The 16,258-nt window shown below is 58.8% G+C and carries 16 protein-coding genes and 1 pseudogene; 12 read left to right on the plus strand and 5 right to left on the minus strand.

The features are described 5' to 3' along the window. The first annotated feature begins 33 nt into the window (after positions 1 to 33). Positions 34 to 1,140 carry a class II histone deacetylase gene (locus PSH64_RS16855; protein ID WP_145314534.1) on the plus strand — a complete coding sequence of 369 codons (1,107 nt, stop codon included), beginning with the start codon at positions 34 to 36 and terminating at the stop codon, positions 1,138 to 1,140. Positions 1,141 to 1,246: 106 nt separating this feature from the next. On the opposite strand, the gene PSH64_RS16860 is transcribed toward PSH64_RS16855, so the two are convergent. Together PSH64_RS16860 and PSH64_RS16865 are read right to left on the minus strand one after the other, a co-directional pair. Then, on the minus strand, positions 1,247 to 2,203 hold the full coding sequence (locus PSH64_RS16860; RefSeq protein ID WP_305477891.1) for a p-hydroxyphenylacetate 3-hydroxylase reductase component: 957 nt from the start codon (positions 2,201 to 2,203) through the stop codon (positions 1,247 to 1,249). Between the two features lie 58 nt (positions 2,204 to 2,261). Further along, positions 2,262 to 3,431: a p-hydroxyphenylacetate 3-hydroxylase oxygenase component gene (locus PSH64_RS16865; RefSeq protein ID WP_105341101.1), complete on the minus strand. Its 1,170-nt coding sequence runs from the start codon at positions 3,429 to 3,431 to the stop codon at positions 2,262 to 2,264. A gap of 275 nt (positions 3,432 to 3,706) precedes the next feature. Between PSH64_RS16865 and PSH64_RS16870 the strand changes: the two genes are divergently transcribed. Further along, positions 3,707 to 5,194, plus strand: a complete 1,488-nt coding sequence (locus tag PSH64_RS16870; RefSeq protein WP_305477892.1) for an aldehyde dehydrogenase family protein — start codon at positions 3,707 to 3,709, stop codon at positions 5,192 to 5,194. A 198-nt stretch (positions 5,195 to 5,392) separates the two neighbouring features. Here the strand turns inward: PSH64_RS16870 and PSH64_RS16875 are convergent, their stop codons facing one another. Next, complete coding sequence (locus PSH64_RS16875) at positions 5,393 to 6,319, minus strand: LysR family transcriptional regulator (protein ID WP_105341104.1); 927 nt, start codon at positions 6,317 to 6,319, stop codon at positions 5,393 to 5,395. 154 nt (positions 6,320 to 6,473) lie between these two features. Here PSH64_RS16875 and PSH64_RS16880 point away from each other — a divergent pair, with 154 nt between their 5' ends. Together PSH64_RS16880 and PSH64_RS30475 are read left to right on the plus strand one after the other, a co-directional pair. Next, complete coding sequence (locus tag PSH64_RS16880; protein WP_105341106.1) at positions 6,474 to 7,679, plus strand: MFS transporter; 1,206 nt, start codon at positions 6,474 to 6,476, stop codon at positions 7,677 to 7,679. An 18-nt stretch (positions 7,680 to 7,697) separates the two neighbouring features. Continuing rightward, a pseudogene (locus tag PSH64_RS30475) lies at positions 7,698 to 7,868 on the plus strand (type II toxin-antitoxin system RelE/ParE family toxin); the annotation flags it as partial. Between the two features lie 443 nt (positions 7,869 to 8,311). Here the strand turns inward: PSH64_RS30475 and PSH64_RS30480 are convergent. Then, the gene (locus PSH64_RS30480) at positions 8,312 to 8,773 is read right to left on the minus strand and encodes a hypothetical protein (protein ID WP_370694448.1); all 462 of its coding nucleotides are present in this window, start codon (positions 8,771 to 8,773) and stop codon (positions 8,312 to 8,314) included. A gap of 366 nt (positions 8,774 to 9,139) precedes the next feature. Here PSH64_RS30480 and PSH64_RS16890 point away from each other — a divergent pair, with 366 nt between their 5' ends. From PSH64_RS16890 to PSH64_RS16925, 8 genes are all read left to right on the plus strand, one after another. Then, positions 9,140 to 9,730, plus strand: a complete 591-nt coding sequence (locus PSH64_RS16890) for an amino acid synthesis family protein (protein ID WP_018927718.1) — start codon at positions 9,140 to 9,142, stop codon at positions 9,728 to 9,730. Positions 9,731 to 9,773: 43 nt separating this feature from the next. Further along, positions 9,774 to 10,607 carry an alpha/beta fold hydrolase gene (locus PSH64_RS16895; protein ID WP_305477893.1) on the plus strand — a complete coding sequence of 278 codons (834 nt, stop codon included), beginning with the start codon at positions 9,774 to 9,776 and terminating at the stop codon, positions 10,605 to 10,607. Then, the gene (locus tag PSH64_RS16900) at positions 10,604 to 12,085 is read left to right on the plus strand and encodes an aldehyde dehydrogenase (protein WP_192351099.1); all 1,482 of its coding nucleotides are present in this window, start codon (positions 10,604 to 10,606) and stop codon (positions 12,083 to 12,085) included. The genes PSH64_RS16895 and PSH64_RS16900 overlap by 4 nt, the downstream gene beginning before the upstream one ends. 12 nt (positions 12,086 to 12,097) lie before the next feature. After that, entirely contained in the window at positions 12,098 to 12,583 is a 486-nt protein-coding gene (locus tag PSH64_RS16905; protein ID WP_018927715.1) for a flavin reductase family protein, read from the plus strand. Between the two features lie 70 nt (positions 12,584 to 12,653). Further along, a complete protein-coding gene (locus PSH64_RS16910) occupies positions 12,654 to 14,129 on the plus strand; it encodes an NAD-dependent succinate-semialdehyde dehydrogenase (protein WP_305477894.1) in 1,476 nt (491 codons plus the stop codon). Next, positions 14,126 to 14,515: a carboxymuconolactone decarboxylase family protein gene (locus tag PSH64_RS16915; protein WP_008059553.1), complete on the plus strand. Its 390-nt coding sequence runs from the start codon at positions 14,126 to 14,128 to the stop codon at positions 14,513 to 14,515. The genes PSH64_RS16910 and PSH64_RS16915 overlap by 4 nt, the downstream gene beginning before the upstream one ends. 86 nt (positions 14,516 to 14,601) lie before the next feature. Further along, positions 14,602 to 15,354 (plus strand): GntR family transcriptional regulator, encoded by a 753-nt coding sequence (locus PSH64_RS16920; RefSeq protein ID WP_018927713.1) that lies wholly within the window; start codon positions 14,602 to 14,604, stop codon positions 15,352 to 15,354. 2 nt (positions 15,355 to 15,356) lie between these two features. Then, a complete protein-coding gene (locus tag PSH64_RS16925) occupies positions 15,357 to 15,920 on the plus strand; it encodes an NUDIX hydrolase (protein WP_018927712.1) in 564 nt (187 codons plus the stop codon). A gap of 6 nt (positions 15,921 to 15,926) precedes the next feature. Here the strand turns inward: PSH64_RS16925 and PSH64_RS16930 are convergent, their stop codons facing one another. Next, on the minus strand, positions 15,927 to 16,220 hold the full coding sequence (locus PSH64_RS16930; RefSeq protein WP_018927711.1) for a DUF1330 domain-containing protein: 294 nt from the start codon (positions 16,218 to 16,220) through the stop codon (positions 15,927 to 15,929). Between the last annotated feature and the right edge of the window lie 38 nt (positions 16,221 to 16,258).

A 16,258-nucleotide genomic window follows, 5' to 3' on the forward strand; every position in this document is an offset into this window, starting at 1 on the left:
GGTCCTTTTACCCTAAAGAAAATGGAAAGAACGATGAGCCGAAAAAGTGCGTTTTTCTTCGACGAACTCAGCCTCTGGCACAGCGCCGGACTGCACGCCTTGACCTTGCCGGTGGGAGGTTGGGTGCAACCGCCTGCCGCTGCCGGCCACGCCGAATCGCCGGAAACCAAGCGCCGTCTGAAGAGCCTGCTGGACGTTTCCGGCCTGACCCGACACTTACAGGTACGAAGCGCCAATGCGGCAGCGGACGAGGATCTGCTACGGGTTCATACGCCTGACTACCTGCAACGCTTCAAGGCCATGAGTGATGCCGGCGGCGGCGAATTGGGGCCGAACGCTCCCATTGGGCCCGGCAGTTATGAAATAGCCAGGCTGTCCGCCGGACTGGCCATGGCAGCGGTCGATGCCGTACTGTCCGGCGAGGTCGACAATGCCTACTCTCTGTCACGCCCACCGGGCCACCACTGCCTGGCCGACAGCGCCATGGGTTTCTGCTTCCTGGCCAATATCGCCATCGCCATTGAAGCCGCAAAAGCACACCGTGGCCTGGGCAAAGTCGCGGTGATCGACTGGGATGTGCACCACGGCAACGGTACGCAATCAATCTTTGAGGAACGCGGTGATGTGCTGACCATTTCGCTGCATCAAGACAGCTGTTTCCCCGCCGGTTACAGCGGTGAAGCCGATCGCGGCCGCGGCGCGGGATTGGGGGCGAATATCAATATTCCGTTGCCCCCTGGCTGCGGTCATGAGGCTTATCTCTATGCGATGGAGCGTATCGTGATTCCGGCGCTGGAGCGCTTCGAGCCCGAGTTGATCATCGTTGCCTGCGGTTACGACGCCAACGCCGTCGATCCCCTCGCCCGGATGCTGTTACACAGCGACTCGTACCGGCAGATGACTCGCTGCGTGCGCGAAGCCGCCGAACGTTTGTGTCAAGGCCGTCTCGTTCTGGTGCATGAAGGCGGGTACTCCGAAGCGTATGTGCCGTTTTGCGGGTTAGCGACCATTGAGGAATTGGCTGGCATCAGGACTGAAGTCACCGACCCTATGTTGGAGTTTGTGCAGCTGCAGCAACCGAAGGAAGCGTTTGCGGCATTTCAACGGCACTGGATCGATGAGTTGGCCGTAGCACGCTGAGCCTTGGCGCTGACAATGTTGCAGCGCAGTTCAACGGCCCGAGCGTGACGCAAAAAAATCCGATGCCATTACCGGCATCGGATTTTTTTACCCCAAGATCAAACGGTCAGCAGTTGCTGATCAGTCGTTTCAACACGGTTTTGAACGTTTCTATCTGCGTCTCGCTGAATTCGGCAAAGACTTTCTCTTGTTGCGCCTGAGCGATCGCCCAAAGGTCTTCGGTCTGCTCGATACCGGCAGCCGTCAGACGTACACCGTTGTCATCGTCGTTCACCAACCCCTTGCGTTTGAGGTTGGCGACGGCCTCATCGATTTCCCGAACAGGCATCGCCACCTCACGCAACAGTTCGTTGGGGCTCAGCCTTGCGTCACTTTCCAGCACCATCAGCATGCGCGCCTCGCTGGTGCGCAGGCCGGTGGACAGTTGCCGTGGCTGGTAGCTGGACTGGTAGGCCCGCACCGCCTGGGTCATCAGGTAATACAGATTGTGGCTGAGGCGCCCCTGAAAATGGCTGCTCGGCGGCTGGCTTTCATCGCGTTTAGTCATGCGGGTATGGGGCAAGACCATGGAGTAGGCGCCCTGGTGATAGAGCAATGGCGAGCGGCCGAAATCATCGAACGCTACCACCTTACCGATCATAATCCAGTGATCGCCGCCATCCACCTGCTGGTACTTCTCGCAGTGAAAACGCGCCGAGCAATTGGCGAACACCGGTGCCCCGCCCTCGCCCGGTTCGAACTCGATCTCGGCGAAGCGATCTTCCTTGGGCCGGGCGAAATTATTGGAGAGGTCAATCTGGTCAGCCGCCAACACGTTAACCGCAAAATGGCTGGCCTCTTCGAACACCTCGTGGCTGTTGGAACGCTTGTCGATGCTCCACAGCACCAAAGGCGGATCGAGGGATACCGAGTTGAAGCTATTGGCGGTCACTCCGACTTTGCGCCCGGATGCGGTGGCGGCTGTCACCACGGTCACCCCGGTAGCGAAATTGCCCAGTGCCCGGCGGAAGGCACGTGGGTCGAAGGTCGTTTCAGTGGCTGCACAAACGCTGTTATCAGACATGCAAGACTCCCGGACTGCTTTCAGGAGCAGTCCTGATTGTTGTTATGGACGGTCCGGCTCAGATCATGCTCGGATCGGGTTCCAGGCCCATCAGTTCGCGGCCAAGGATCTGAGCGCAGACGTCGTAGTCGGTGTAGGCATGGGCCCCGGTCATGTGCGAGTCGCGGAACAGGCGCTGCATCTCGTTGTGCTCGAACCAGGCGTTGCCACCAGCAGCCTCGAACAGACGGTCCACCGCCTGGATGCACATCTTGGTGGCGTAGGCTTGATTGGTGCGCCAGAACGCCAGGGTTTCGCGGCTTGGGTAACGCTGCTGTTCACTGTGTTCGGCATGTTCCTCCCAGGTTTTCTCGAGAAAGGCTCGGGCTGCAGCCACCTGATGAGTCGACTCGGCCAGGCGCATCAAGGCCGGGGTCGCGGCACCGACCGCTGCACCGGTATAGGCTCGCACGCGGGTTTTGGTTTTTTCGCGGAATACCTCCAGCATCCGCTCGGCAACCCCTAGGCTCACGGTAGAAAAACCGCTGGCGAAGTAAGGACGATACGGCGAGTAAAAGATCTTGCTGTCCGGGTACAGACCGAAGCCTGCGGACTTGCCTTCCATCATGTCTTTGGCTTTCTGAATCCGGTGTTCCGGCACCAGCACGTTATCGATGATCAAGGTCTTGGTGCCGCTGCCTTTCATGCCGGCGGCGAACCAGTCGTCACGGATCTGGTAGTCGCTGCGAGGCAGTACCGCAAAACAGTAGTCCTGGGTGCCCTCAGCATTCTTGCGGCGGAAACCGACAATCGCCCACTCGGCGTGATCGCAGCCGCTGCTCCAGCCCATTTCACCGCTGAACAGCACGCCACCTTCGGTCTCTTCGGTGCGGCCGAACGGCGCGATGCTGCTGCTGGCAGTGGCGTCCGAATCAGTACCCCAGACTTCCTGCTGCAATTTGGCCGAGAACATCGCAAGTTGATGGCTATGAGTGCAGAGCAAGCTCATCGCCCATGCCGTGCTGGCACAAGAGCCAGCGAGCAAGGCAATACAGTCGGCAAATTGAGGCAGCGATATTTCCATGCCGCCGAACTTCTTCGGCTGAAAGGCTCTATGCATGCCGATGCCTTTGAGCAGCGCAATGTTCTCGTCGGGAACCTTGCGATCCTGCTCGGCCTGAAAGGCATTGGCAGCGATGGTCGGCAGAATGGACTTGAGGTCTTCGAGGAGCGGGTTTGGCTTTTTCATGGACGGCCCTGCTTATTATTGGATGCCCGGCCCCCCCCTCCAAATCGAAGGAGCGGCGCCGGATACAGGGCCATTATGGAACGAGCCATCAAGGTAAAAAATGCACCTTCCAGAGCCAATATTGTACTTTTCAAAGGCAATGACCGTGTCTAGTGCTCAGGCCTCCAGCTGCTCTGGCAGCCACAGACATGAGGCCCGGCAGGCACAGTCAAGCCACGCCTGGCCCCACGGATTAACCTCGGGCTTTTCTCTTGTTCGCGACTAGGAAAACCCCCATGAGCGATATTCCACTGCTGCCTCAAGTTGAAGCCTTCCTCCGTCGAAGCCATGCGCTGTTTATTGACGGTGGCTACGTTCAGAGCCATTCCAATCAGACGCTGGAGGTGATCAATCCCGCCACCGGCCAGGTCATCGCCCACGTCGCCGATGCTGATCCTGTCGATATCGATGCGGCGGTGGAGTCGGCCAATCGCTGCTTCAAGCATTGGTCCCAGGTCGCACCGGCGACGCGGGGCAACGTGCTACTGAAACTGGCCGACCTGCTGGAGCAAAACCGCGAAGAACTGGCGCAAATCGAAACCTGCCAGTCGGGCAAGATCATCCAGATTTCCCGGGCCTTCGAAGTCGACCAGGCCGCTCACTTCCTGCGTTATTACGCCGGCTGGGCAACCAAGATCAGCGGCCAGACCATCACCCCGTCACTGCCCTCCTTCGCCGGCGAACGCTATACCGCTTTCACCCTGCGCGAACCGGTCGGCGTGGTGGTGGGCATTGTGCCGTGGAATTTTTCGACCATGATCGCCATCTGGAAACTCGCCTCGGCGCTGGTAACCGGGTGCAGCATCATCATCAAACCCAGCGAATTCACCCCGCTGACCATCCTGCGGATCGCCGAACTGGCCATTGAAGCCGGCCTCCCTGCGGGCGCACTGAACGTATTGACCGGTGGCGGTCTGGTGGGCAAAGGGCTGATCGAGCACCCCGACACCGACAAGGTTTCGTTCACCGGATCAGTGCCCACCGGCATCGCTGTCGGCCGTAGCGCCATGGGCACCGGGTTGACCCGCGCAACCCTGGAACTGGGCGGTAAAAACTCGGCGGGGTTCCTGCGCGATATCGATCTGGACAAAGCGGTCAATGGCATCATTGAGGCCGGCTTCCTGCATTCAGGACAAATCTGCGCCGCGGCCGAACGGTTCTTCGCCCATCGCTCGCAAATCGAGCCGATCATGGAAAAGCTGGCTCAACGTTTGAGCCAGCTGAACATCGGTTCGCCACTGGATGAGCGCACCGAATTCGGCCCGGTCACCAACCGCCAACACCAACTCAAGCTTGGTGAGTTTTTCGACAAGGCCCGCGTCGAAAACAACACGATCATTCACGGTGGCAACCTGCTCGACCGTCCCGGCTGTTATGTCGAACCGACGGTAATCCTCGCCAACACGGTGAACGACACTTTGCTCAACGAAGAAACCTTTGGCCCTATCGCAACGTTCTTCCCCTATGACACCGAAGAAGAACTGCTGGAACTGATGAACAACACCCCCTATGGCCTGAGCGCCAGCCTGTGGACCAACGATCTGAGCAAGGCTTTGCGCATGGTGCCCGCCATCAACGCCGGCACAGTGTGGGTGAACATGCACACGATGCTCGACCCAGCAGTACCCTTTGGTGGCGTCAAATCATCGGGAATCGGTCGTGAGTTCGGATCCGCGTTTATCGACGATTACACTGAACTCAAATCTGTGATGATTCGCTATTAACCAACCGCCGGCATGGACAACGTCCATGCCGGCGTACAGCTTAGATGCGAAAGCTCTCGAAAGATGGACTTCTAATCAGTAGAAGTACGCTAGGCGAAATTGCAGCGAATTATCAATCCTCAAGGGTTAGGTAGCCAATGCTCAGCGGGCTTTGGGTGGAAGCGGCACTTCCTGACAGACCGCTATCGCCAAAAGTGGTCATTCGATTTTGCCACCAGACGGCACCAAACCGGCGGCAAGTGCCTCCAGCAACGCACTGACCTTGGGAAGCGCTTGCCGACTTTTGGCCCAAACCAGATTGATCGCCAGACCATCGGTTGCCAAGTGGGGAAGTACCTCAACCAATGTACCCTCTTCAAGCTGGCGTTTGATCAACCACGAAGGCAACTGCGCGATCCCGCATCCCGCTGATACCGTAATCACCAGACCTTCGCCATCTCCCACGACGAACCTTGCGGCTATCGCCCTGCGTTCAATTTCGCCGGCCTGGGTTCCTGCAAAACTCCAAGGGCTAATCGCTCCATCCGCCCAGCCGTAAGCGATGCACTGATGATGCTCCAGATCGTGAACGGTCACAGGCGTGCCATGCTTGCTCAAATACGCGGGCGACGCACAGAAGATATGCCACTCACGGCCCACGTAACGATGCCCCAGTGTGTCGGGCCAAACGTCCGAGCCACCGATACGTACGACGATATCGACACCATCTTCGATAGGGTCGATGAAACGGTCGGAAAACGAAATGTGCGGTAATAGCAGAGCGTGCTCCTGGGCAAACCGCAGAATGACTGGAAGTGCCTGCAAACGGCCGAAGGCACCCGGAAGGCCAATGTGAACCCTGCCACAAGGTTCGGTGTTTTCGGCATGTAGAGACAGCTCAGCCTCTTCGAGGTCCGCCAGCACGCCTGTGCACGTGCGATAGAACGCAATCCCCGCATCCGTCAGTGACAAACTTCGAGTGGTTCGGTGGAACAACCGAGTCCCCAGCCTGCTCTCCAATCGAGCAATACCTTTGCTAATTGCAGAAGCTGTCAGACTCATCCGCTCGGCGGCGGCTTTGAAACTGCCGCAGTCCGCAACGCTGACAAATACATCAATGCCCTTTAATCGTTCGGAGGAAAACATAGACGTTCCGTATTCATGAATTCAGTTCCGCCAATTCAATAAAAACCATCAAAGATCAGAATAATTTTCTCCAGTAAGCTTGATTCGAACGCACCAATCAACACTATGCGACTAGCGAATCCATAAAAATTACCGGCTGAACGATGAGGCAAGGATGCTGACCACGCTAAAAAACTATCCAACGACAGTAAATTTGCTGCTTTCGGCTTCCCTGATATTGACCCTGGCGCGAGCCATCACCTTGCCTTATCTGGTTATTTACCTATCCGGCAGGTTCAGCTTGAGCGTCGCCGATATCGGCCTGGTCATTGGCAGCACACTGATCATCGGGTCGTTATTGAGTCTTTACGGTGGCTTTCTTGTCGACAAGATGTCCAGTTACCGGCTGATCCTGGGCTTCAGTGGTGTGTTCACGCTGGGGTTTCTCGGGACGTTTCTGGCTCGCGATCTTTGGCTGTTCTACAGCTGCCTGGTATTGATCAACCTGGCTTATGCGGTCATTGATATCGCGGTCAAATCAGGATTTGGCAGCCTGCTTCCCGTCACTGATCGCAGCGAAGTTTTCTCGATCAAATACACGCTGACCAATATCGGGTATGCCGTCGGCCCGTTTCTTGGCGCTGGCATGGCCAAGCTGGATATCAGCCTGCCATTCCTGCTGTCTGCCGGGCTTGGGGCAGGATTCTTCTTCATCTATTTCGTTTGGGGCGATAGAGACCTGAACGCCATCGATGACGCGCGAAAACCTGTACCCTTTCTGGCCGTGGGAAAACTGCTGCTCCAGGATTACCGGTTGGTGTGTTTCACCCTTGGCGGGCTGCTCAGCGCTGTGGTCTTTGGCCAATTCACCGCTTATCTCTCGCAGTATCTGGTGGTCACGACTACGCCAGAATCTACCTACCAGATCATCAGTACCATTGTGGCGACCAATGCGCTGATGGTGATCAGCTTGCAATACTCCATAGGGAGGAAGATCTCTCACAGGCATCTGAGTCTGTGGCTGGCCGCCGGACTGAGTATGTTCATGATGGGGTTGGCGGGTTTTGCCCTGTCGACCTCTATCCTACTCTGGGTCATTTCCATGGCCATTTTCACGGTCGGCGAGATCATCGTATTCCCAGCCGAGTACATGTTCATCGACAAAATCGCTCCGGACAACCTGCGCGGTATGTATTACGGAGTGCAAAACCTGTCCAGCCTCGGGGCGGCACTGGGACCGGTGCTTTGCGGAGTCGTATTGGCGACCCAACCTCCCCACTACATCTTCTACATGCTCGCGCTCTTCATCGTTGTGGGTGGATTGTTTTACTTCTTGGGAGCTTCCAATTTGGGCGCTACAGCGGGTAAGGATCCTGATTGAGGGGCAGCAATGAGGAAGCCGAGCCTTCGCAGCTATCACCTCATCTATTCACGCCAGCAGGCCACCCCATGGGACGATCAAAAGCCTACGCCATATCGTGTTCTATCGTGTGGCAAACGACGAGGTGATCGAGGTCGTCCGACTCCTTCATGACGCCACGGAAGTGCAATTGCCTTGCCTAATGATTGATCACCGACCTGGCCCAACGGCTTAACTGGCCATGAACAGCGATTGTAGTCAGGGAGGGTGTAGTCCTTGGCTCCGGGTTTGGCGTGTCGGACCGCGTTATTGGTGAGAGCCATCACATACGTCACGAGAAAACCGATCTGCCGAGCACCGGATTGATGTACTGGAAAATGTGCCCATTGGGGCTTGATCTGAGAGTTTTCAGGGGGGACGCGGTAAAAGTCCAAGAAAAACTTTTCTTTGGACGAAAAAAATGGACCTCTTTTCAGAGATCCATTTTTTAATGCTTGGAGCGGGAAACGAGACTCGCATCTAGCGTCCGACCCATTGAAATCTAAGGGTTTTCTTTTATTCCTGCTGCAGGAATGGACTTGATTCTGGACTTGTTTTCAGGGTGTATCAAGAGCAAAAAAGGAGTGAATCCACGCCACGCTATTGGAGCCTACCTATAGCCAACTGACGATTTTGGCGGCTACGAGGCCAGCTTTGAACTTGGTGTCATCGAACTTGTGCCGCCATGGATCAAGCTGCCAATAGGGAATGCGCTGACCGCGATTCCCCTGGCTCAGAAGCAGTAAGCGTCGAGCCTTGATATCGCGATTGATCTGATCGCGAGATTTACCTGCCAGCCTGGCGAAAACCAGCAGCGGCAAGTTACTCGAAACCTCAAACGTGGCCGACATTTCAGCTCGTTCACGCTGGATGTCAGACACGTGAGATTTGTGAGGTTTTTCTGTCCGTATCGGTGCAGGTACGGCAGGCGATCGGTTGCGCCCAAGGGGGGCTTTCTCGCTACTGACCAGCATCGTCGATGCGACGGTCGCCGGTACAAAGCTTCGGTAGCTGAGCCACAACTGCACTTGCCTTCGGATTTGAACGTCACCTAAATCGTCGAGCATCGAATTCAATAGCAGCTCGTCCTCACAGTCCAGAATCTTACGTGCAGGTTGACCGATTTCCAGATCAAGAGGTCAACAGCGACAGCGCGATCACGGCCTTCCAAGACGTGACTCCAAGCAGCAACAAATCCCGGTGCAATGAACATCCATGTTTTCACTCCAATAGTTCCCGTAGTCGTACACCTCACCGACCATCGACCGCTACAAGATCGATAGCACCAGTCATGCTGCAGCGATGTACTCCGAGCAACGGGCAATACCTGCCCTCCCTTTTATCGCCTTCCGACCAGAAACCCATAGAGGGGACTTGCGCAACCAGTATTATGGTATACCATCATACGCACAGACACTCTTACCCTTACAACGGAGCAGCTCATGAGTTTCGAAATTCGCAAGATCGTCAGCTATGTCGAAGAAACCTTTATCGAAGGCGGCAAGGCTGCCGACAAGCCCGTGACCATGGTCGGGCTGGCCGTGGTGATGAAAAACCCTTGGCTGGGTCGCGGCTTCGTCGAAGACCTGAAGCCGGAGATCCGTGCCAATTGCTCCGACCTCGGCGCGCTGATGGTTGAACGCCTGGTGGGCATCATCGGCGGCGCCGAGAAGATCGAAGCTTACGGCAAGGCCGCTGTCGTCGGCGCCGATGGCGAAATCGAGCACGCCTCTGCCGTGATCCACACCCTGCGCTTCGGCAACCATTACCGCGAAGCGGTCAAGGCCAAGAGCTACCTGAGCTTCACCAACAAGCGCGGCGGCCCGGGCACTTCGATCCAGATTCCGATGATGCACAAGGACGACGAAGGCCTGCGTTCGCACTACATCACCCTGGAAATGCAGATCGAAGACGCGCCGCGCGCCGATGAAATCGTCGTGGTACTGGGTTGCGCCGATGGCGGCCGCCTGCACCCACGCATCGGCAACCGTTACATCGACCTGGAAGAACTGGCGGCCGAGAACGCCCAGTAATCCGATCAGTCACCACAACAAAAAAGGCATGCAGGAGCGCTCCATGATTCGGCTCACCGCTGAACGCACCCCGGCTGGCACCAGTTACCTGGCGACCGGCCAAGGCCAGCCCGTGGTTTTGATCCACGGCGTGGGCCTGAACAAAGAAATGTGGGGCGGCCAGGTTGTTGGCCTGTCCACTAAATACCGTGTGATTGCCTACGACATGCTGGGTCACGGCGCCAGCCCGCGCCCGGAAATCGGCACGCCCCTGCTGGGCTATGCCGACCAGTTACTGGAGTTGCTCGACCATCTGCAATTGCCTCAGGCAACAGTGATCGGTTTTTCCATGGGCGGGCTGGTGGCACGGGCGTTTGCCTTGCATTACCCGCAACGCTTGCAAGGTTTGGTGGTGCTCAATAGCGTGTTCAACCGCAGCCCCGAGCAGCGTGCCGGCGTCATCGCGCGCACCGCTCAAGCGGCCGAGCATGGCCCGGACGCCAACGCCGAAGCCGCGTTGTCGCGCTGGTTCAGCCGTGAATACCAGGCAGCCAACCCGGCACAGATTGCCGCGCTGCGCCAGACCTTGGCGGGCAACGATCCGCAGGGCTACCTGACCACGTATGAGTTGTTCGCCACCCAGGACATGTACCGCGCGGAAGATCTAGGCAGCATTCAGGTGCCGACACTGGTCGCCACCGGCGAACTGGATCCCGGCTCGACACCGGAAATGGCCAAACAACTGGCCGAGCGAATTCCCGGCGCGACCGTTGCCGTGCTCGCCGAGCAGCGGCATATGATGCCCGTAGAATCGCCGCGCCTGGTCAACCAGCTGTTGCTGGAGTTTCTCGACACGGCAAACGCCCGACAAAACCAAATAAAGGGGATCGTTGCATGACACTCGCACGCTTCCAGATGTGCATCGGCGGTGAATGGGTCGATGCCCTCTCCGGCAAGACTTTTGAAAGCCTGAACCCTGCCCTGGCGCAAGCCTGGGCTGAATTACCCGATGCCGACGAAGCCGATGTCGAACGCGCCGTGCAGGCCGCGCAGACGGCTTTCGACAGCCCGGCCTGGCGCGGCTTGACCGCCACCGCTCGCGGCAAACTGCTGCGACGCCTCGGTGATCTGATCGCTGAGAACAAAGAACAACTGGCGCAGCTGGAAAGCCGCGACAATGGCAAGCTGATTCGCGAAACCCGCGGTCAGGTCAGCTACCTGCCGGAGTTTTTCCACTACACCGCGGGTCTGGCCGACAAACTCGAAGGCGGCACCCTGCCCCTCGATAAGCCCGATCTGTTTGCCTATACCGTGCATGAAGCCATGGGCGTAGTCGCGGCGATCATTCCCTGGAACAGCCCGCTGTACCTGACCGCGATCAAACTGGCGCCAGCTCTTGCGGCAGGCAACACCATCGTGATCAAACCGTCCGAGCACGCCTCGGCGACCATTCTGGAGCTGGCTCGCCTGGCGCTGGAAGCCGGGATTCCGCCGGGGGTAGTCAACGTCGTCACCGGTTACGGCCCAAGCACCGGCGCCGCCCTCACCCGCCATCCGCTGGTGCGCAAGATCGCCTTCACCGGTGGCGCCGCGACCGCACGGCATGTGGTGCGCAGCAGCGCGGAGAACTTCGCCAAGCTGTCGCTGGAGCTGGGCGGCAAATCGCCGAACATCATCTTTGCCGACGCCGACCTCGACAGCGCCATCAACGGTGCGATTGCCGGGATCTATGCGGCGTCCGGCCAGAGCTGCGTTTCCGGCTCGCGACTGCTGGTGCAGGACGAAATCTACGACGAATTCGTCTCGCGTCTGGTCGAACGCGCCAAGCGCATCCGCATTGGCAACCCGCAGGAAGACAGCAGCGAAATGGGCCCCATGGCCACCGCGCAGCAATTGGCGGTGGTCGAAGGCCTGGTGGCCGATGCCATCGCCGAAGGTGCGCGCCTGCGCCTGGGCGGCAAGCGTCCAGAGAATCTGGGCGATGGCTGGTTCTATGAGCCGACCCTGTTCGAGTGCGACCGCAACTCGATGAAGATCATGCAGGAAGAAGTCTTCGGCCCGGTGGCCTCGGTCATCCGCTTCAAGGACGAAGCCGAAGCGCTGGCGATTGCCAACGACTCGCAGTTCGGCCTCGCCGCCGGCATCTGGACCCGCGACCTGGGCCGCGCCCATCGCCTGGCCCGGGACGTGCGCTCCGGGATCATCTGGGTCAACACTTACCGTGCGGTATCGGCCATGGCGCCAATCGGCGGCTTCAAGAACAGCGGCTATGGACGCGAAAGCGGCATCGATTCGGTGCTGGCCTACACCGAGCTGAAAACGGTGTGGATCAACCTGTCTCAGGCGCCAATGCCTGATCCCTTCGTGATGCGCTAGGAGACCGCCGACATGATCGAACCCGGCATTTACAAAGACGTCATGAGCTCGTTCCCATCCGGGGTCACGGTGGTCACCACCCTGGACCCGGACGGTGGCATCGTCGGCATCACCGCCAGCGCTTTCAGTGCGCTGTCGATTGATCCGGCATTGGTGCTGTTCTGCCCCAACTATGCCTCGGACACGTACCCGATTCTGCGTGACAGCAAGCAGTTCGCGATTCATCTGCTATCGGCCGACCAGACTGCCGAAGCCTATGCGTTTGCCGGTAAAGGCAAGGACAAGGCCAAAGGCATCGACTGGCACCTCAGCGAGCTGGGCAACCCGCTGCTGGGCAAAGCCACCGCGATTATCGAGTGCGAACTGTGGCGTGAATACGACGGCGGCGATCACGCGATCATCGTCGGCGCGGTGAAGAACCTGATTCTGCCCGAGCAACCGGTGACGCCGATGGTCTATCACAAAGGCAAGCTGGGCCCGCTGCCCACCCTGGCCTGACGTCTACATTTGGGCTGCGTCTAACCACCCCCCGGTGCAGCCCTTTTTTACTTCTATTATGGGAGCCGGCATGAGCCCAGCAGCCTTGCAACTGTTCCGCCAGCAGGCCTACATCGACGGCCAATGGCTGGATGCGCCCGATGGCGCCTGTCAGGACATTTTCAACCCGGCCACCGGCGAGCTGATCGGCCGAGTGCCGAACCTCGGTGCCGCCCAAGCTCGTCAGGCGATCGACGCCGCCAACAACGCTTGGCCGGCCTGGCGCGCACTGACCGCCAAAGAACGCAGCCAGACGCTCAAACGCTGGCACGCACTGATGCTCGAGCACGCCGATGCCCTGGCAGAAATCCTCACCCTGGAACAAGGCAAGCCCCTGGCCGAGGCCAAGGATGAAATCCTCTACGCTGCGAGTTTCATCGAGTGGTTCGCTGAAGAAGCCAAGCGCATCTACGGCGACACCATTCCCAGTCACAAAGCCGATGCGCGCATCGTGATCAGCAAGGAACCGATCGGTGTCGTCGCTGCCATTACCCCATGGAATTTTCCGGCGGCGATGATCACCCGCAAGGCCGGCCCGGCGCTGGCAGCCGGTTGCCCATGCATCGTCAAACCGGCACCGGAGACGCCCTTCTCGGCGCTGGCCATGGCCGCGTTGGCGGAACAGGCCGGGATTCCAGCGGGCATTTTCAACGTGATCACCGGTGACGCAGTGGCCATCGGTGGCGAACTGACTGCCAGCCCATTGGTGCGCAAACTGTCATTCACCGGCTCCACTGCGATTGGCAAACTGCTGATGGCTCAGTGCGCGCCGACGCTGAAGAAAGTCTCGCTGGAACTGGGGGGCAACGCGCCCTTCATCGTGTTCGACGATGCCGACCTGGAGCGAGCCGTGGAAGGCGCGCTGATCGCCAAGTTCCGCAATGCCGGGCAGACCTGCGTCTGCGCCAATCGCTTCCTGGTGCAGAGCGGCATTCATGATGCTTTTGCCACGCGACTGGCCGAACGTGTGGCGCAACTGAACGTGGGCAGCGGTTTCGAAGAAGGCATCAACCAGGGGCCGTTGATCAACGAACGCGCCGTGGCCAAGGTCGAAGACCATGTCCAAGACGCCCTCGCTCAAGGCGCACAGCTGCTTTGCGGTGGCGACCGCCATGCGCTGGGCCACGGTTTCTTCCAGCCAACGGTGCTGGCCGGCGTAACCGGTGAGATGAAAGTCGCTCAGGAAGAAACCTTCGGCCCGCTGGCCGCGGTGTTCCGCTTCGACACCGAAGCCGAGGCCGTGCACCTGGCCAACGACACCGAGTTCGGCCTCGCCGCCTACTGCTACACCCGCGACCTCGGTCGCGCCTGGCGCATGAGCGAAGCACTGGAGTACGGCATGGTCGGGATCAACGAAGGACTGATTTCCACCGAAGTCGCGCCGTTCGGTGGCATTAAGTCCTCGGGGCTGGGCCGCGAAGGTTCCAAGTACGGCATCGAGGATTATCTGGAACTCAAATACACCCTGATGGGCGGGCTCGACGACTTTGGGAGCACACAACGATGAGCAACGAAAAGTATGAAAAAGGCCTGAAAATCCGCACCCAGGTGCTGGGCGAAGCCTACGTGAACCGCTCCATCGAGAACGCCGACGACTTCACCCGGCCACTGCAGGAAATGGTCACCGAGTATTGCTGGGGCCACGTCTGGGGCCGTGAGGGTTTGTCGCTTAAAGAGCGCAGCATGATAAACTTGGCGATGATTTCGGCCCTCAACCGGCCGCACGAACTCAAGCTGCATGTACGCGGTGCCTTGCGTAACGGGCTGAGTCGTGAACAAATACGCGAAATTCTGCTTCAGGTCGGTATTTATTGCGGTGTCCCCGCTGCCGTAGACAGTTTCCGGCTCGCCCGTGAAGCCTTCGCCGAAGCCGATGCCGAGGCCTCCAGTTAACCCTTGGCTGCTGTGATGACCTGAGCACGATGATCCTCGATCGACGTGCTCTTTTTGCATGGACAGCCACACTCAGAGCGGACCCCATGAAACGCCTGCCACTCGACGACAGCTTCAAGGTCAATCGCAACCCCGTTACCCTGCGCGAAATCGTGCTGGATAAACTGCGAAGCGCCATCATGAACTTCCAGCTCCTGCCGGGAGACCGTCTGGTCGAACGCGATCTGTGCGATCGCCTGGGCGTCAGCCGCACTTCCGTACGTGAAGCCTTGCGTCACCTGGAATCCGAAGGCCTGGTGGAGTTCGCCGACGCCAAGGGCCCACGGGTCGCGATCATCACCCTGGCCGATGCCGTCGATATCTATGAGCTGCGTTGCGTGCTCGAAGGCCTGATCGTTCAGCTGTTCACCCTGCGCGCCAAAGCCAAGGACATCAAGGCCCTGGAAAAAGCCCTGGAAGAAAACCGCAAGGCCCTCAAGGAAGGCGAACTGCAACAGGTCATCGATTCGGTGCAGGGTTTCTACGACGTGCTGCTCGAAGGTTCCGGCAACCATGTCGCCGCCACCCAGCTGCGCCAGTTGCAGGCCCGCATCAGCTACCTGCGGGCGACCTCGGTGTCCCAGGAAAACCGTCGCGGCAGCAGCAACCAGGAAATGGAACGCATGGTCGAGGCGATCAAGAGCGGCGATCCGCTAGCCGCTCACCAGGCTTGCGTCGACCACGTGCGCGCCGCCGCTGCTGTGGCTCTCGATTACCTGAAACGCAAACAGGAAGAAACCGGCGCGATCCCAGAGATCACGCTGCCCATCGCCCTTAAAGAACCGCGCATAGGTCGCTAATCATGTTCAGCCCGAGCTTTTGTCCGAAGTGTGGCGGCAGTGACCTGGGTCAGCAGCTACCGCCGGGCGATACGCACGAGCGCCTGATGTGCCGCGGTTGCGGCTACATCCATTACATCAATCCGAAAATCATCGCCGGTTGTATCATCGAACAGGACGGCAAGTACCTGCTCTGCCAGCGCGCGATCCCGCCGCGCCCTGGTACCTGGACGCTGCCGGCCGGCTTCATGGAAGCTGGCGAGACCACCGAGCAGGCAGCGCTGCGTGAAGTCTGGGAAGAAAGCGGTGTGCGCGCGGAAATCCTCTCGCCCTACTCGATCTTCAGCGTGCCGAAGATCAGCGAGGTGTACATCATCTTCCGCGCCATCGCGCTGGAGATCACCGGTCAGTATGGGCCGGAAACCCTGGACTACAAATTCTTCGCGCCCGAGGACATTCCCTGGGACAGCATCTATTATCCGGCGATCCGGCAGATCCTCGAACGCTATATCGAGGAACGCCAGGCCGGGGTCTACGGCATCTACATCGGCAACGACGACAGCGGCAAAATTCACTTCATCCGCTGATATCCCCTAGGGCGCCACGCCTTCGACAATGATCACTTCGGCCCGAGCCACGCCCTCGCGGTGCCGTTTCGCCTCTTGATATTGCTCGCTGTGGTAACAGGCGAGCGCCTGCTCGTAAGAATCGAATTCGATGACCACGCTGCGTTGCGGCGTGCGGCGACCTTCCATCGCTTCGCTGCGCCCGCCCCTGGCAAGCATCCGCCCGCCATATAACGCGAAGGCCGCCGGTGCCCGCTGGGTGTATTGGCTGTATTGATCGGGGTCGGTGACATCCACGTGAGCAATCCAGTACGCCTTCATAGTGACCTCTTGGTTTATTTTGTATTATGGTATACCAA

The sequence above is a fragment of the Pseudomonas sp. FP1742 genome (assembly GCF_030687145.1).
Taxonomy (GTDB): domain Bacteria; phylum Pseudomonadota; class Gammaproteobacteria; order Pseudomonadales; family Pseudomonadaceae; genus Aquipseudomonas; species Aquipseudomonas frederiksbergensis_D.

Excerpts from the sequence above, each read along its gene's own strand:
- PSH64_RS16855 (WP_145314534.1), top strand. The coding sequence starts at position 34 with ATGAGCCGAAAAAGTGCGTTTTTCTTCGACGAACTCAGCCTCTGGCAC.
- PSH64_RS16860 (WP_305477891.1), bottom strand. The coding sequence starts at position 2,203 with ATGTCTGATAACAGCGTTTGTGCAGCCACTGAAACGACCTTCGACCCA.
- PSH64_RS16865 (WP_105341101.1), bottom strand. The coding sequence starts at position 3,431 with ATGAAAAAGCCAAACCCGCTCCTCGAAGACCTCAAGTCCATTCTGCCG.
- PSH64_RS16870 (WP_305477892.1), top strand. The coding sequence starts at position 3,707 with ATGAGCGATATTCCACTGCTGCCTCAAGTTGAAGCCTTCCTCCGTCGA.
- PSH64_RS16875 (WP_105341104.1), bottom strand. The coding sequence starts at position 6,319 with ATGTTTTCCTCCGAACGATTAAAGGGCATTGATGTATTTGTCAGCGTT.
- PSH64_RS16880 (WP_105341106.1), top strand. The coding sequence starts at position 6,474 with ATGCTGACCACGCTAAAAAACTATCCAACGACAGTAAATTTGCTGCTT.
- PSH64_RS16890 (WP_018927718.1), top strand. The coding sequence starts at position 9,140 with ATGAGTTTCGAAATTCGCAAGATCGTCAGCTATGTCGAAGAAACCTTT.
- PSH64_RS16895 (WP_305477893.1), top strand. The coding sequence starts at position 9,774 with ATGATTCGGCTCACCGCTGAACGCACCCCGGCTGGCACCAGTTACCTG.
- PSH64_RS16900 (WP_192351099.1), top strand. The coding sequence starts at position 10,604 with ATGACACTCGCACGCTTCCAGATGTGCATCGGCGGTGAATGGGTCGAT.
- PSH64_RS16905 (WP_018927715.1), top strand. The coding sequence starts at position 12,098 with ATGATCGAACCCGGCATTTACAAAGACGTCATGAGCTCGTTCCCATCC.
- PSH64_RS16910 (WP_305477894.1), top strand. The coding sequence starts at position 12,654 with ATGAGCCCAGCAGCCTTGCAACTGTTCCGCCAGCAGGCCTACATCGAC.
- PSH64_RS16915 (WP_008059553.1), top strand. The coding sequence starts at position 14,126 with ATGAGCAACGAAAAGTATGAAAAAGGCCTGAAAATCCGCACCCAGGTG.
- PSH64_RS16920 (WP_018927713.1), top strand. The coding sequence starts at position 14,602 with ATGAAACGCCTGCCACTCGACGACAGCTTCAAGGTCAATCGCAACCCC.
- PSH64_RS16925 (WP_018927712.1), top strand. The coding sequence starts at position 15,357 with ATGTTCAGCCCGAGCTTTTGTCCGAAGTGTGGCGGCAGTGACCTGGGT.
- PSH64_RS16930 (WP_018927711.1), bottom strand. The coding sequence starts at position 16,220 with ATGAAGGCGTACTGGATTGCTCACGTGGATGTCACCGACCCCGATCAA.